Genomic DNA, 14,164 nt, shown 5'->3' with positions numbered 1-14,164 from the left:
ATGGAATGCCCGTACGCCGGATCCGTCCGACTTCCCGTGATCGGCGCGGAGATGCTCAGGGACCATCCGGCCCTGACGCGGCTGCGCGAGAACGGCACGGTGGAGGTCAGCCTCGGCGGCCGCGAGGACGGTCTGATGGTCACCCGGTACGAGGTCGCCGCCGCCGTCCTGGTCGAGCCCGCCCTGCGCGGCGAGCATCCGCTCGCCGTGTCCATGCGCACCGGCGCGGACGAAGAGGCCTGCGACGAGGAGCAGTTGTTCTTCCTGCCGACCGAGGAGCACCGCAGGCTGCGCCGCACGGTCTCCCGCCATCTGACCCACCGCCGGGTCGCGGCGCTCGTCCCGCGCGTCCAGCGGGAGGCCGACCGGCTGCTCGCGGCCGTGCCGCCGGCCGAGGCCGTCGATCTGGTGCGGGTCTTCTCCCGCCCGTTCCCGGTCGCGGTGCTCTGCGAACTCCTGGGCATCCCCCGGGAGGAGCGGGGATACGTCCGCGACTATCTGTACGGCTGGGTCGCGGAGTACGGCGGGGCGAGCACCGTCACGGAGAGCGCGGGCCACGCGCTGTCCCGGTATCTGAAGGAGCTGATCGGGGCGCGGGCCCAGACGCCCGGGGACGACCTGATCAGCGCGATCCTCCGGCAGGGCGGCGAGGACGCCGAGCTGCTGCGGGAGGACGCCCTCGCCGCCGTCCGGTTCCTGCTCGTCGCGGGCCACCGCCCGGTCACCCGGCTGATCACCGACGGCCTGGAGCTGCTGCTGCGGCAGCGGGAGCACTGGGAGCGGCTCGTGGCCGAGCCCGGCCGGCTCGACGCCACCGTCGAGGAGCTGCTGCGCCACGTCACCCCGACGACGCTCGCGTCCCGCTACGCCGCGACCGCGACCGAGGTCGACGGCGCGGCGCTGGCCGGCGGTGGCGGGGTGCACTGCGCGCTCGCGGCCGTCAACCGGGACCCGGAGCGCTTCGAGGACCCGGACCGCTTCGACCCGGACCGCTTCGACCCCGGCCGTCTCGACTCCGGCCGGGCGCCGAACTCCCATCTGGCCTTCGGCCTCGGGCACAAGCACTGTCTGGGCTCGGCGCTCGCCCGCGCCGAGCTCCGGATCGCCTTCGGCACCCTGCTCGCCCGTTTCCCGCGCATCGCCCTCGCCGGTCCGGCACCGGGCGCCGAGGAGGAGCCGGAGCGGCGGCGCCTCCGGGTGGTGCTCGACCCGGACGGCGACCACGACCCCGTACCGCACTGAAGGAGCCGACGTGGAGATTCCCGACCACCCGCTGGAAGTCCTGTGGGACATCACGTACGCCTGTCCCCTGCGGTGCACGCACTGCTACTCCGAGTCCGGGCGGCGCCCGGCGCGCCGCCTCTCCGGCGAGGACATGCTGCGGGCCGCCGACGCGATCCTGGCCCTCGGGACGGAGGGCGTCTGCCTGGCCGGGGGCGAACCGCTGCTCGTACCGGAGCTGTTCGCGGTCGCGGAGCGGTTCACGGCCGCCGGGATCCCGGTGTCCCTGTTCACCAGCGGCTGGACGCTCGACCGGGCGTCGGCCGAGGCGGCCCTCGGCGCCTTCACGGCGGTGAGCGTGAGTCTCGACGGGGCCACCGCCGCCGTCCACGACCGGATCCGCGGCCGGCGCGGCTCCTTCGACCGGGCCGTGGCCGCCCTGGAGCTGCTGACCGGCGGCGACCGGGCCTCCGTCGGCGTCGACTACGTGGTCATGCGGAGCAACGCCCACCAGGTCGAGGAGTTCCTGACCGACGTCGTGCCCCGGTTCCCGGGCCTCGGACAGGTGTCGTTCGGGGCCGTCGTCCCGGAGGGGCTCGCCAGCCGGGCGGGTTTCGCGGAGCACGAGCTGCTCGACGACGCGCGGGTACGGCTCCTGGGCAGCCCGGAGTACGGGCGGCGGCTCCAGGAGCTCGCACCTGCGGGCGTCCGGGTGACGACCACCGACAACCTGGCCCTGCAGATGCGCCCGGACCTGATCAGGGCGGGCGTGTGCCTGCCCGTGCTCCAGATCGAACCGGACGGCGCGGTGCGGGCGATGGCGGCCTACGAGGGGACCGTCGGGAACGTCCTGACGGATCCCCCGGCGGAGCTGTGGCGGCGGGCCGTCGCCCGCTGGCACGACCCGTTCGTACGGGAGACCCTGGCGCCGGTGCGGACCATGCGGGAGTGGGCGGAGGCCACCCGGGCCATCGACCTCCGCTTCGGCACGGACGCCGACCGGCGGCGGATCGCCCGCCGGCCCGCCTTCGTCCCGGGCGGCTGACGGCTACCGGGCGGTACGGTGAGGTGCAGCACCGCACCATCCCGTACACACACTCCAGCGAGGAGCGGCGAGGCCGGCATGAGCGACACGACGACCGCACGCGAGGCGATCGCCCTCGTCACCGACGACTTCCGCGAACTCCCTTTCGCCGAGGGCCCTCTGACCGGTGACGGGCCGATCGGCTGGCCCGGTTACTCCGCCGCGCACGCCCGCGCCGCCGACCGCACCGGCGAGACCGAGTCGGTGGTCTGCGGCACGGGTGTGGTGGGCGGGGTGACGGCGGTGCTGATCTCCTTCGAGTTCCGCTTCCTCGGCGGGTCCCTCGGGGAGCGGACGGGCGCGCGGGCCGCCGCCGCCCACGCCCTGGCCCGGGAGCGGCGGCTGCCCGTGGTCGTCCTGCCGGCCACCGGCGGCAGCCGGATGCACGAAGGCATGCGCGCCCTCATGCAACTCCAGCTCCTGGCGGGCGAGTCGGAGCGGACCCGGGCCGCGGGGCTGCCGCAGATCGCCGTGCTGCGGGATCCGACGACGGGCGGCGGCTGGGCCACCCTCGGCGCCGGCGCCGATGTCGTCCTCGCCCTGCCGGGCGCCCAGGTCGGCTTCGCCGGCTCCCGCGTGCGGCCGGCGGACGCGGACCCGGCCGCGTACACCGCCGAGGCGCAGCTCGCCCACGGTCACATCGACGCGATCGTGCCGCCCGGCGCGCTGCGCGAGACCCTCGGGCGCTGGCTCTCGCTGCTCGTCCGCCCCGCCGAGGGCCCGGTCCCCCCGCCGTCCGCGCTCGGCGACCCGGGTGCGTCGCCCGACGTGAGCGGCCGGGAGGCCGTGGCGCGCACCCGGCACCCGGACCGGCCCCGGGCCGGCGCGTACCTCGACGCCCACTTCACCCTGCGCGAGGAGATCTCCGGCGACCGGTGCGGGGGCGTCGACCCGGGCATGCGGTGCGGCTTCGGGCGGCTCCCCGACGGCCGTACCGTCGCCTACGCGGCGCAGTGCGGCACCGCGACCCGCCCGGCCGGTTTCCGCACGGCGGCCCGCCTGGTGCGCCTGGCCGACCGGCTCGGCATCCCGGTGCTCACCCTGATCGACACCCCCGGCGCGGCGAACGACGCCGCGGCGGAACACGCGGGCGCGGGCACGTCCATCGCCGACCTGTTCGCCGCCGTCGCCTCCGCCCGCACCCCGCTGACCTCGCTGCTCATCGGCGAGGGCGGCTCGGGCGGCGCCCTCGCCCTCGCCGCCCCGGGCAACACCTGGGCCACACCGGACAGCTACTTCTCCGTCATCGCCCCCGAGGCCGCCACCGCCATCCTCAAGCGCGCCCCCGAGGAGTCGGCGACCACCGCCGACCAGCTCCGCCTGCGCCCCCGGGACCTGGTCGAGCTCGGCGTCGTCCGGGGTGTGGTGGAGTGATCCCGATCGGGTGAACGGCGGGCGCGTGCCCCACTCCTCGGCCACCGGAGACGGGAGCATACGGAGGACATTCCTCCACTTCTAGGAAAGGCCGCTGCCGTGCGCCGTGCCCTGATCGTCGTCGATGTACAGAAGGACTTCTGCGAGGGCGGCAACGTCCCGGTGAAGGGCGGCGCCGGACGTGCCGGCGCCATCGCCGAGCTCATCCGGGACGCCGACGGGCGGTACGCGCACGTGGTGGCGACCCGCGACCACCACATCGACCCGGGCGGCCACTTCTCCGACGAGCCGGACTTCCAGGACTCCTTCCCGGTGCATTGCGTCGTCGGCTCCGAAGGGGGCGAGTTCCACCCGGACTTCGCGCCCGTCGTCGACTCCGGCGAGGTGCACGAGGTCTTCTTCAAGGGTGCCCACTCGGCGTCGAAGAGCGGCTTCGAGGGCTTCACCGAGAGCGGCACGCCGCTGGGCGACTGGCTGCGCGAGCGCGAGGTCGGCGGGGTCGACGTCGTCGGGATCGCGACGGACCACTGTGTGAAGGCGACGGCGCTCGACGGCGTCCGGGCGGGCTTCGACGTGCGCGTCCTCCTCGACTACACGGCGGGGGTCGCCGCCGGCACGACCGTCGTCGCGCTCGACGAACTGCGCGCGGCGGGCGTCGGGCTCAGCGGCGAACCGGTGGTCCTCGCCTGACGTCCGCGAGGGCGTCCCGGCCGACCGGGCTCGACGTCTCGTCCTGGTCGGCCGGGGCGGTCCGGCGGGGTCTACCTCGGCTGGATCGCGGCGGCGTAGACGTGGTCCGGGGTGACGACCGACGTGATCGCGCGGGCGAGCAGTGTCGACGGTTCCTGGCCCTGGCTGGTGATGTCGGTGTTGATCATGATGACGAGGGTGGCGTCCCGCTCGGGCAGGTAGACGGTGACCGTCTCGTATCCCGGGATCGAGCCGTTGTGCCCGATCCAGCCGTTGGCGTCGAAGATGCCGAGGCCGTAGCCGAGGCCGGGGAAGCCCGTCGGCAGGGTCCTGAGCCGCTGGGCCTGCGTCTCGGGGCCGAGCAGTTCGCCGGTGGCGAGGATCTTCGCCCAGCGGCGCAGGTCGTGCTGGTCGGAGACCATCGCGCCGGCGGCCCAGGCCCAGCTGGGATTCCAGTCGGTGGAGTCCGCGACCGCGCCGCTGAGCGTCTGGTTCGTGTAGCCGCGGGGGTGCGGCTCGGGGAACTCCGGGCCGGCCGGGAGGAGCGTGTGGCGCAGACGGGCCGGGCGGAGCACGCGGTTGCGCAGGAACTCGGTGAGGGGCTGACCGCTGACCTTCTCGACGACCAGGCCGAGGAGCACCAGATTGGAGTTGGAGTACTCGAACTTCGCGCCCGGCTCGAACGTGTTCTTGTGCCTGAAGCCGTACGCGAGCACCTCCTCCGGGGCGAAGTACCGCTGCGGATCGCTGAGCAGGTCGTGGATGAAGTCCGGGTCGGAGGTGTACGGGAAGAGGCCGCTGCGCATCTCGGCGAGATGGCGCAGGGTGATGCGGCGGCCGTTCGGCACTCCGTGGACGTAGCGGGAGATCGGGTCGTCCAGGCCGATCCGGTGGTCGTCGACGAGCTTCAGGAGCGCGGTGACCGTGAAGGTCTTGGTCTCGCTGCCGATGCGGACGAAGCCGTCGGTGGTCATCGGCTCGCGGGTGACCTCGTCGGCGACGCCGGTGGCGCGGACGTAGCTCCCCCTGCCCGGCATCCAGAGGCCGACGGCGACGCCGGGGATGCCGGCCTGCTCGCGGACGTCCTCGATGGCCTTGTCGAGCCGGGCGGTCACCTCGGGGCCGAGTCCGTCCGGCGGGCAGTCGTCCCCGGCGGCGACGGCGCGCACGGCGTGGACGGCGGCGGCGGGCGTCGCCGTCATCGGGGCCAGCACGGACGCCACGAGCAGCGTCGCGGCGAACAGCCGGCGGGAGGGGGTACGTCGCATGTCGGGGGCGCCTCTTCCGGGTCGCGGTCTTCGGGACGGCAGCATCACCACCGGGCCCGCGCGACGCCGCTCCCTTCAGGCGCCCGCACGGCGAGTCCACCCGTACGGGGCCATGGGCGTCACCGGGATGTCGGACAATGACCTCCCCGACGAGCTGGAGACGAAGGACCGATGACGACACTGACGGAGGGCCGGCGGGTGAAGCTGGCCGTGGACCTCAGGCTGGCCGGGCTGGTCGTCGCGGCCGGCGACGACGCCGGGGAGACCGGAGCGGGGTTCCTGGCCCTGCCGGCCGGCAGTGAGGGCGTCGTCGAACGGCTGGACGCGGACCGGCCGCAGAGCCACGAGGTCCGCGAGTACGAGCGGCTCAAGTCCCTCCTCGACGACTTCGGCCACCAGATGCCCCCGGGCAGCAGGGCGCAGCTGGAGGAGCAGGTCGGCTCCCTGGAGCCGGCGTGGGCCGCGTACCAGGAGCGGAAGCTCCGGCTGACGGTCCGGGTCCGCTTCGACAACGGCTTCGTCCTCGACGACGCCCCCGGGGACCTCTTCGCCTCCGTCTGACCACCGTTTTGCGGTCTCGGCAAAGTTCTTTGCCACTACCGCTCCCCCGGTCCGAGTCTGGGCAGTGTCCGGTCTCGTCGCAGTCGACTCGTCCGAGTCGAAGGGGGAACTCACGTGCACACGACATCCTTGGCCGCTCCGCCCACCCCGCTGAGCGCGCGCCGGCGCTGGACGGTCCTCGCCGTCTGCGCGCTCAGCATGTTCCTGGTGGGCGTCGACGCCACCATCGTCAATGTGGGGCTGCCCGAGATAGGGCGGGGCCTCGGCGCGGGCACCCGTGGCCTCGAATGGGTCGTCGACGCCTACACGGTGGTGATGGCCAGCCTGCTCATCGTCTCCGGCGCCCTCGCCGACCGCCTGGGGCGCCGCCGGGTCTTCCGCTGCGGGCTGCTCGTCTTCGGTCTCGCCTCCGTCGCCTGCGCCCTCGCCCCGTCCCTCGGCGTGCTCGTCGCCGCCCGGGCCGTCCAGGGGATCGGGGCCTCGATGCTGAGTCCGGTGGCGCTGGCGATCGTGGTGGCCGCGATGCCCGATCCGCGGGAACGGGCCCGGGCGATCGGGGTGTGGGCCTCGGTCTTCGGGCTGAGCATGGCGGCGGGCCCGGTCACCGGCGGGGCGCTCATCGCCGCGTTCGGCTGGCGTGCGGTGTTCTGGTTCAACGTGCCGGTGGTCGTCCTCGCGCTCCTCCTGGTCGCCCTGTTCGTGCCGGAGTCCCGTGGGGAGCGCGCCCGCCGCCTCGATCTGCCCGGTCAGGCGCTCCTCACCCTGCTGCTCTGCCTCACCGTCGGCCTCCTCATCGAGGGGCCCCGCATCGGCTGGTCGTCACCCGCCGCCCTCGCCGGGTACGCGCTGACGGCGGCGGCCACGGCCTGCTTCGTGCGGGTCGAACGGGGGCGCGACGAGCCCCTGATGGACCTCGGCCTGTTCCGCCGGCCGCCGTTCGTCACGGCGGTGCTCGGTGCGACGGCCGTCTTCGTCGCCCTCAACGTGACCCTGCTGCTCAGCACCCTCTACCTCCAGCACGGCCGCGGCTGGACGCCGCTCGCGAGTGGCGCCGCGACACTGCCCATGGCGCTCGGGGCCACGCTGTGCGCGCCCTGGTCCGGAGTCCTGGTGGGCCGGGTCGGACCCCGGCGTCCGCTGGTCCTCGCGGGCGGGTTCACCGCCGCCGGCGGTCTCTGCCTGGTGGGCCTGGACGGGGACACGGGCGTGCCGCTGATCCTGCTCGCCTTCCTGCTCATCGGCATCGGGTTCGGCTTCGCCAACGCGCCCCTGACCAACACGGCGGTCGGCGGTCTGCCGCCGTCCCGGGCCGGGGTGGCGGGGGCGATCACGTCCACTTCGCGCCAGGTCGGCGTGGCGGTCGGCATCGCCGTCGCGGGTGGACTCGTCGCGGGCGCCGGCGATGCCGGGCTCGCCGCCGCGGCCCGTCCGGGATGGCTCGTCGTGTCGGCGTGCGGACTCTTCCTCCTCGTCGTGGCGCGTACGGCGGGGACCCGGCGCTGAGGGGCCTTTCCCGAGTCTTGGACGGGCGCTTGACGTCCGTTGCACGGGGGCTTCACCGGGCGCGGCGAAAGTGGCAGCACCCCCGAACGCACCGGCGTTCAGGGCACGTTCACGCGAAGCAGGAGCCTCTGATGAAGCGCAAGCCCCGTACCCGCGCCGTCCTCGCCGGCGGTCTCGCCGTCGCCGCCCTCGGCACCTTCGCCGCCGGGGTCGGCGTGGCGCAGTCCGGCGGGAAGGACGGCCGGCAGGCCACGGCCGCCGCGAAGGACGACCGGAGGGCCAAGGCCGGCGAGCGCGAGATCGCCGGCCTGTTCGACCGCTGGAACGCGGCGCTGGTCTCCGGCGACCCGGAGCGGGTCACCGAGCTGTACGCCGAGGACGCCGTCCTGCTGCCGACCGCCTCGCCCCGGATCCGTACCAACCACGCGGAGATAACCGACTACTTCGAGCACTTCCTGCAGAAGAAGCCGCGGGGCGAGAAGGTCCGCTCGGTGATCCACGTCCTCGACCGGAACTCGGCGATCGACGCCGGCCTCTACCGCTTCCACCTCACCGACCCGAAGACCGGTGTCACCAAGGCGGTCGACGCCCGCTACACCTACGCGTACGAGAAGCGCGACGGCACGTGGCTGATCGTCAACCACCACTCCTCGGTGCTCCCGGCCGAGGGCTGATCCACCGGGGCCCCTCGGCCACGGTCCGCAGGGCGATCCGCACGCACAGTCCGCCGCCGGGCGCGTCCCGCAGGGCCACCGCTCCGCCGTCGTCCGTGACCAGCTGCCTGACGATGGCGAGCCCCAGGCCGGAACCGGAGCGGCCGGTCAGTCCCTGGCCGCGCCAGAACCGGTCGAAGGCGCGGGCCTGTTCGGCGGCGGACATGCCGGGGCCCTGGTCGAGGACCTCCAGGACCGCTTCCTCGGGGCCGCCCGTCTCCACCCGTACGGTGATCGTCCCCCGGTCCGGGGAGACCTCCAGGGCGTTGGAGAGCACGTTGTCGAGGACCTGGTCGAGGTTGCCGGGTCCGGCGAGCACCGGCGGCAGGTCCTCGGCGTCGCCGGTCAGGACGATGGTCACCCCGCGCTCGTCGGCGGCCGGGCGCCAGACCTTCAGCCGCTCCTCGACCAGCTCGCGCAGCGCCAGCGGTTCGGGCGCGGACACCTTGGCCTCGGCCCGGGCGAGCACGAGGAGGCCGCTGACCAGGCGGCTCATCCGTACGACCTCGGCGGTGGCCTGCTCGACGTCCTCGCGGACGAACTCGTCGTCGACGCCGTCGGCGATGTTGTCGAGCGAGAGGCGCAGCGCCGTCAGCGGGGTCCGCAGCTGGTGGGAGGCGTCCGCGACGAAGATGCGCTGCGAGGCGACGAGGGTGTCGAGGCGTTCGGCGCCCTGGTTGAGGGTGCGGGCCAGGGTCTGCGTCTCCTGCGGGCCGGTGACCGGCGAGCGGGCGGTGAGGTCGCCGTCGCCGAACCGGCTGGCCATGTCGTTGAGCTGGCGCAGCGGCTTGGTGAGCAGCCGGGCGACGATCGCGCCGAGACCGGCGGCGACCGCGAGCACGCCGACCGCGAGGATCGCGCGGAATCCCCAGATCCGCCACAGCCGGTCGCTGAGGTCGGCGGTGGCGTACCGGACGCGCACCGCGCCGACGATCCGTTCCGCCGGGGCGGACCTCGCGACGGTCCCGTCCTCGGCCCCGGTCTCGTCCTCCCGGTCCTCCCCGTCCTCCTCGGGCGGCTCGCTCCGGGCGTGCACGGGCACGGTGACGACCAGTTCCGGCCCCCACACGAGCGGGGACCCCCAGTCGACGGTGGTCCTGCCCCGTTCCAGCGCCGCGCCGAACGCCGCGTCGTCCGGGTGCGCCGGCAGCGGCAGCGGCGGCATCGCGCTCCTGCCGTCGGCGGCCACCACCTCGACCGTCCCGGGCGTCTCTCCGGCGTACGCCCCGGCCATCCGGGCGAGCGCCTGCCGGGCGGGCGCGTCGCCGTCCCCGAGGAGCAGCGCCATCGTGGTGGCCTCGCGGCGTACGGACTCCTCGGTGTCCCCGCGCAGCTGGGCGGTGAGCGTGAAGGCGACGGGCACGGTGAAGGCGGCGAGCGCCACCGCGACCAGGGCCACGTAGCTGACGATGAGGCGTCTGATCACGGGCGGCCCGCGGGGTCCACGACCAGGCGGAAGCCGACGCCGCGGACCGCCTCGACGGTCACGGCCCCGGCCAGCTTGCGCCGCAGCGCCGCCACGTGGACGTCGAGGGTCTTGGTCGGGCCGAACCAGTTGGCGTCCCAGACGGCTTCCATGATCTGCTCGCGGGACATCAGGGCGCCCGGTTCCTCGGTGAGGAAGGCGAGCAGGTCGTACTCCTTGGGCGTCAGCGCCACCTCGGTGTCGTCCAGCCACACCCGCGCGGCCTTGCGGTCGACGCTCAGCCGGGCGCCGTACCGCTGGGGGCCGGTGGGCTGTTCCGTCGGCCGCACCCTGCGCATCACGGCCCGGATCCGGGCGATGACCTCGCGCACCCCGAAGGGCTTGGAGACGTAGTCGTCGGCGCCGATCTCCAGGCCGACGACCCGGTCGGTCTCGTCGCTGCGGGCGCTGATCACGATGATCGGCACGTCACCGCGGCGCCGCAGGGCCCGGCAGACGTCGAGCCCGTCGGTGTCGGGCAGGCCGAGATCGAGCAGGACGAGGTCGTAGGGGGTGGTGACGGCGAGCCCCGCCGTCCCCGTGGTGACCCACTCCACCTCGAACCCGTAGCGCAGCAGGCCACGCCGGAGGGACTCCGCGACCGGCTCGTCGTCTTCCACAAGAAGTACACGCACGGGGCAACCCTAATTCGGGTCTCGTACGCCTGTTCACCGCCGGGAGCGGCCCCTGTTTCAGTAGTAGTGGCGCATGATCTCGTCGGCCCAGGCGGGCTGGTCGGTCGGTCCCTGGGGGCCGAACTCCGTCATGTACGGCTTGATGTCGAGGACCGGGGTGCCGTCGACCGCGTCCAGGCCCCGCACGTGGAGGTCCAGACCGTCCGTGCGGATCAGGCGGCAGCGGGAGACGCCGAGGCGGTTGGGGCGGTTCTTGCCGCGCTGGGCGAAGATCCCGACCAGCGGCCACTCCTCGTTGCCGCGCGGGTGGCGGGCGCCGGTCTCGACGGCCTCCGGGCGCACCCGGTCGAAGTGGTAGACGATCTCCAGGTGCGAGAAGGCGTCGAGGCCGGCCAGCGCCTCGGGCCCGAAGGCCTCCGCGTCGAGGCGGACGACCGACTCGACGTCCCCCCACGCGTCGTCCCGCACCTCGCCCCGCCCGCCGACGACGTGCCCCACGGGATACGAGACGACCGCGCCCGGGGTGCGCTCCGCGTGCTCCTGCGCCATGGGGTTCCTCGTCCTCCCGTGGTCGTGGCCGCGCCCCGGTCGGGGCGGGCCCGGGGCACGCTCCCCCTCGGCGAGCGGCCGTCAGATGCCGGGCCCGTAGCCCGGGTCGGGGGCCTGCCGTGGATGCCACCAGGCCGCGAGGCCCCACAGCGCGAGTCCGGCGACGACCGCGCAGACGAGCGCCGCCGCCCACGGCCGGAGCCGGCGGATGGCCGCCGCCCAGGTCAGCGGAGGGCCGACGAGTCCGGCGAAGAGGATCAGCGGCAGATCGACGAGGATCACCCCCCAGTCCCGGGCGTGCGCCTCGAAGCCGCCGTCGATGCTGTACGCGGCCCGGTGCAGCGCGAAGGCGCCCGCGACCGCGACGCCGACGACGGCGAGCAGACAGCCGACGGCGCTCTCCGTCCGGTCCCGCGATTCCTGTGAGGGGTTCTCGCTCATGCCCGGGACGGACGCCGGACGGCGCCGCCCGGTTCCGTGCGCCGCTACGGCTGCCGGGTCAGGGCGATCGCGGTCAGCACCAGCCCCTCGCGGACGAGCCAGCGTCCGGTGAAGACGTTCCGTCTGGTGTCGCCGATCACCGGGCCGGGGACGAGGAGCCGGGCGGTGAACGTGCCCGAGGCCGCTCCCCCGCCCTCCGGGGGCGGTTCGAAGCCGATCGACGCCTCCTCGAATCCGAGCTCGCGCCGGGTCAGCGGGTACCAGGTCTTGAAGACGCTCTCCTTGGCGCTGAACAGCAGCCGGTCCCAGGGGACGTCCGGCACGCGGTCCGCCAGGGCCTGGAGGTGGCGGCGTTCACCGGGCAGGGACACGCGCTCCAGTACCCCTTCGGGCAGGGGGGCGGCCGGTTCCGCGTCGATGCCGAGGGACGACACGTCCGTGGTCCTGGCCAGGGCGGCGGCCCGGTATCCCTCGCAGTGGGTCATGCTTCCGGCCACCCCGTGCGGCCAGCGCGGCTCCCGGCGCGGGCCCGGTACGACGGGGGTCTCGGGCAGGCCGAGGCGGCGCAGCGCGAGCCGTGCGCACAGCCGTACGGTGGCGAACTCGCGCTGTCGCCCGATGACGGCGCGCGCGACGGCGGCGGCCTCCTCGGGGAAGAGCGTCACGGACTCGGTGTCGTCGAGCCGCCAGGCGGAGGCGACGGCGTCCGGGAGCAGTTCCGCGATCACTCGGCGCGCTCCTCGGCCCGTCCCCCCGCTCCCGGCGCGGGGGGCGGTGTGATCCAGTACCGGCGCTTCGTGCCGTACGCGCTGGTCCGGACGTCCTCCAGGACGCCGCCGCCCAGCTCGATCGTCCGCGCGGAGCCCGGGTTGTCCTCGTCGCAGGTGACCAGGACGCGGTCCAGGTCCAGGTCGCGGGCCCGGAGCAGGAGTTGTCCCAGGGTCCGGGTCGCCACGCCCCGGCGGCGGGCGGACGGCCGCACGCTGTAGCCGATGTGGCCGCCGGCCTCGCGGAGGAAGTCGTTGAGCGAGTGCCGCAGTTCGGCGGCGCCGAGGCAGGTGTCGCCGTCGACGATCCACAGGTACGTGGCGTGGACCCGGCCCGGGGCGGCGGGCACCGTGGTGTCGCCCTGCTCGCGCAGCCGCTCCACCCAGGCGGCGAAGACCTCCGGCCGGTCGAGGCCGGCCTCGGGGGCGAGCCGCAGCCCCGCCCCGTCCTGCTGCGCCTCGGCGGGCCATTCGGCGTACGCCTCCGTCCAGGCGGCGTGCAACCGGACGGTGGGTGCGATCAGTTCGAGCATGGATGCGACAGTACCGGTTCCGTCCCACAGTCCCACTAGGACCTTTCCGACCCTGGTCCGCCGGACGGGCCCTGGTCGCCCGCACGGTCCCGCGTGGCGGTGGGGCTCAGCCGCGCGCGGCCCGGAGCGCCGTGTGGACCGACCAGACCACCGAGACCAGCGGGACCGCGACCACCGCGCCCACGATGCCCGCGGCGATCGAGCCCGCGACCACCGTGATGGCCACCACCAGCGGATGGAGCCGCACGGCCCAGCTCATGACGAGGGGGTGCAGCAGGTGCCCCTCGATCTGGCCGATGACGACGATCAGGGCGATGACGATCCCCGCGACCAGCGGGCCCTGCGAGGCGAGGGCCACGACGGCGGCGACCGCGAGGGCGATCGGCGAGCCGATCAGCGGGACGAAGGCGGCCAGGAACTCCAGGAGGGCGAGCGGGACGGCGAGGGGGACCCCGAGGATCCAGAGGGCGATGCCGACGAGGACCGCGTTCAGGGCGGCGACCAGGACGATGCCGTGCGTGTAGCCGGTGAAGGTGCGCCAGGCCGCCCGTCCGCCGATGCCCACGCGATCGCGCACCGACGCCGGCAGCTGGTCCTGGAACCAGGCCCACTGCCGGTCCCCCGAGTGGATGAAGAACACCGCGCTGAACAGGGCCAGGGCCAGCGCGGTGAGGACGGCGACCAGCTGGCCCGCTCCGCTCAGCGCCGTGCTGAGCAGGGCGGAGCGGTGGCTGCTGAGGAAGTCCCCGATCTTCTCCTGCACGCCGGAGAGCGCCTCGGGGGAGAGCCGGAACGGCGGCCGCTCCAGCCAGTCCTCGATCCGTCCGACCCCGTCCCGGAACTCGCGTACGAGCGTCGCCCGCTCACCGGCGACCGCCTCGCCGACCAGCGCGAGCACCCCGAGGACGAGCGCGATGCCGCCGAGCAGGGTGACGGCGACCGCCGCCGGGCGGGGCAGTGCCTTGGCGAGCACGTCGGCGACGGGCCGGAGCAGCGCGGTGATCACCAGGCCGAGGAAGACGGCCACGCCGATCTCGTGGAAGCGGCCGAGCACGGCGAACAGGTTGTAGACGAGGAAGCCGACGACGAGCAGCCGCCACGCGTAGGCGGCGGCCGTACGGAGGAAGGGGGTGACCGTCGGGGGTGTGCCTGGCTGCATGGCCATCGACGTACCACCGCCGGGCCGCCGGGCCACGCCCGGGGCGCCGGATTCGCCCGACCCGGTCGCGGCATTCGGCCGTCCGGTGCGCGCGGGGGCCTCGGGCCCGTCCGGCGGGGCACGGCCTGCGCGGGACGGCCGGCCTGTCGTCAGGATCACAGCGGGGATGCGGGGAAGCACGAGGGGCCGTGTCGTGCCCGC

The 14,164-nt window shown here is 74.5% G+C and carries 15 protein-coding genes; 7 read left to right on the top strand and 8 right to left on the bottom strand.

The window, feature by feature from the left end; all coding sequences use genetic code 11:
- The 4 genes from ACFYUS_RS07925 to ACFYUS_RS07910 all read left to right on the top strand — a co-directional run bounded on the left by ACFYUS_RS07925 (position 1) and on the right by ACFYUS_RS07910 (position 4,369).
- On the top strand, positions 1 to 1,242 hold the full coding sequence (locus ACFYUS_RS07925) for a cytochrome P450 (protein ID WP_388847048.1): 1,242 nt from the start codon (positions 1 to 3) through the stop codon (positions 1,240 to 1,242).
- Between the two features lie 10 nt (positions 1,243 to 1,252).
- Positions 1,253 to 2,266, top strand: coding sequence for a radical SAM protein (locus ACFYUS_RS07920; protein WP_388847045.1), 1,014 nt, complete (start codon positions 1,253 to 1,255; stop codon positions 2,264 to 2,266).
- Between the two features lie 78 nt (positions 2,267 to 2,344).
- Positions 2,345 to 3,679 (top strand): carboxyl transferase domain-containing protein, encoded by a 1,335-nt coding sequence (locus ACFYUS_RS07915; RefSeq protein ID WP_388847043.1) that lies wholly within the window; start codon positions 2,345 to 2,347, stop codon positions 3,677 to 3,679.
- A 99-nt stretch (positions 3,680 to 3,778) separates the two neighbouring features.
- Positions 3,779 to 4,369, top strand: coding sequence for an isochorismatase family protein (locus tag ACFYUS_RS07910; RefSeq protein WP_388847041.1), 591 nt, complete (start codon positions 3,779 to 3,781; stop codon positions 4,367 to 4,369).
- A 71-nt stretch (positions 4,370 to 4,440) separates the two neighbouring features.
- On the opposite strand, the gene ACFYUS_RS07905 is transcribed toward ACFYUS_RS07910, so the two are convergent.
- On the bottom strand, positions 4,441 to 5,637 hold the full coding sequence (locus ACFYUS_RS07905) for a serine hydrolase domain-containing protein (RefSeq protein ID WP_388847039.1): 1,197 nt from the start codon (positions 5,635 to 5,637) through the stop codon (positions 4,441 to 4,443).
- A gap of 171 nt (positions 5,638 to 5,808) precedes the next feature.
- On the opposite strand from ACFYUS_RS07905, the gene ACFYUS_RS07900 reads away from it, so the two are divergent.
- From ACFYUS_RS07900 to ACFYUS_RS07890, 3 genes are all read left to right on the top strand, one after another.
- On the top strand, positions 5,809 to 6,198 hold the full coding sequence (locus ACFYUS_RS07900) for a hypothetical protein (RefSeq protein WP_388847037.1): 390 nt from the start codon (positions 5,809 to 5,811) through the stop codon (positions 6,196 to 6,198).
- 114 nt (positions 6,199 to 6,312) lie between these two features.
- A complete protein-coding gene (locus tag ACFYUS_RS07895) occupies positions 6,313 to 7,701 on the top strand; it encodes an MFS transporter (RefSeq protein ID WP_388847035.1) in 1,389 nt (462 codons plus the stop codon).
- 131 nt (positions 7,702 to 7,832) lie between these two features.
- Positions 7,833 to 8,375, top strand: a complete 543-nt coding sequence (locus ACFYUS_RS07890; protein ID WP_388847033.1) for an SgcJ/EcaC family oxidoreductase — start codon at positions 7,833 to 7,835, stop codon at positions 8,373 to 8,375.
- Here the strand turns inward: ACFYUS_RS07890 and ACFYUS_RS07885 are convergent.
- The 7 genes from ACFYUS_RS07885 to ACFYUS_RS07855 form a co-directional block, all read right to left on the bottom strand.
- Positions 8,338 to 9,840 (bottom strand): sensor histidine kinase, encoded by a 1,503-nt coding sequence (locus ACFYUS_RS07885; RefSeq protein WP_388847031.1) that lies wholly within the window; start codon positions 9,838 to 9,840, stop codon positions 8,338 to 8,340. The two genes, ACFYUS_RS07890 and ACFYUS_RS07885, sit on opposite strands and share 38 nt — an antisense overlap.
- Positions 9,837 to 10,514, bottom strand: coding sequence for a response regulator transcription factor (locus ACFYUS_RS07880; protein ID WP_388847029.1), 678 nt, complete (start codon positions 10,512 to 10,514; stop codon positions 9,837 to 9,839). Before ACFYUS_RS07880 ends, ACFYUS_RS07885 begins: the two co-directional genes overlap by 4 nt.
- A 57-nt stretch (positions 10,515 to 10,571) precedes the next feature.
- Positions 10,572 to 11,063, bottom strand: a complete 492-nt coding sequence (locus ACFYUS_RS07875; protein WP_388847027.1) for an SAM-dependent methyltransferase — start codon at positions 11,061 to 11,063, stop codon at positions 10,572 to 10,574.
- 81 nt (positions 11,064 to 11,144) lie between these two features.
- Positions 11,145 to 11,504 carry a hypothetical protein gene (locus tag ACFYUS_RS07870; RefSeq protein WP_388847025.1) on the bottom strand — a complete coding sequence of 120 codons (360 nt, stop codon included), beginning with the start codon at positions 11,502 to 11,504 and terminating at the stop codon, positions 11,145 to 11,147.
- A gap of 44 nt (positions 11,505 to 11,548) precedes the next feature.
- A complete protein-coding gene (locus ACFYUS_RS07865; RefSeq protein WP_388847023.1) occupies positions 11,549 to 12,232 on the bottom strand; it encodes a 4'-phosphopantetheinyl transferase in 684 nt (227 codons plus the stop codon).
- A complete protein-coding gene (locus ACFYUS_RS07860; protein WP_388847021.1) occupies positions 12,229 to 12,804 on the bottom strand; it encodes a GNAT family N-acetyltransferase in 576 nt (191 codons plus the stop codon). Before ACFYUS_RS07860 ends, ACFYUS_RS07865 begins: the two co-directional genes overlap by 4 nt.
- Positions 12,805 to 12,910: 106 nt before the next feature.
- Positions 12,911 to 13,963 carry an AI-2E family transporter gene (locus tag ACFYUS_RS07855; RefSeq protein WP_388847019.1) on the bottom strand — a complete coding sequence of 351 codons (1,053 nt, stop codon included), beginning with the start codon at positions 13,961 to 13,963 and terminating at the stop codon, positions 12,911 to 12,913.
- Between the last annotated feature and the right edge of the window lie 201 nt (positions 13,964 to 14,164).

Origin of the sequence: Streptomyces sp. NPDC004284, from assembly GCF_042874035.1 — a bacterium.
GTDB lineage: Bacteria > Actinomycetota > Actinomycetes > Streptomycetales > Streptomycetaceae > Streptomyces.
This window is presented reverse-complemented; position numbering and strand designations above follow the sequence as displayed.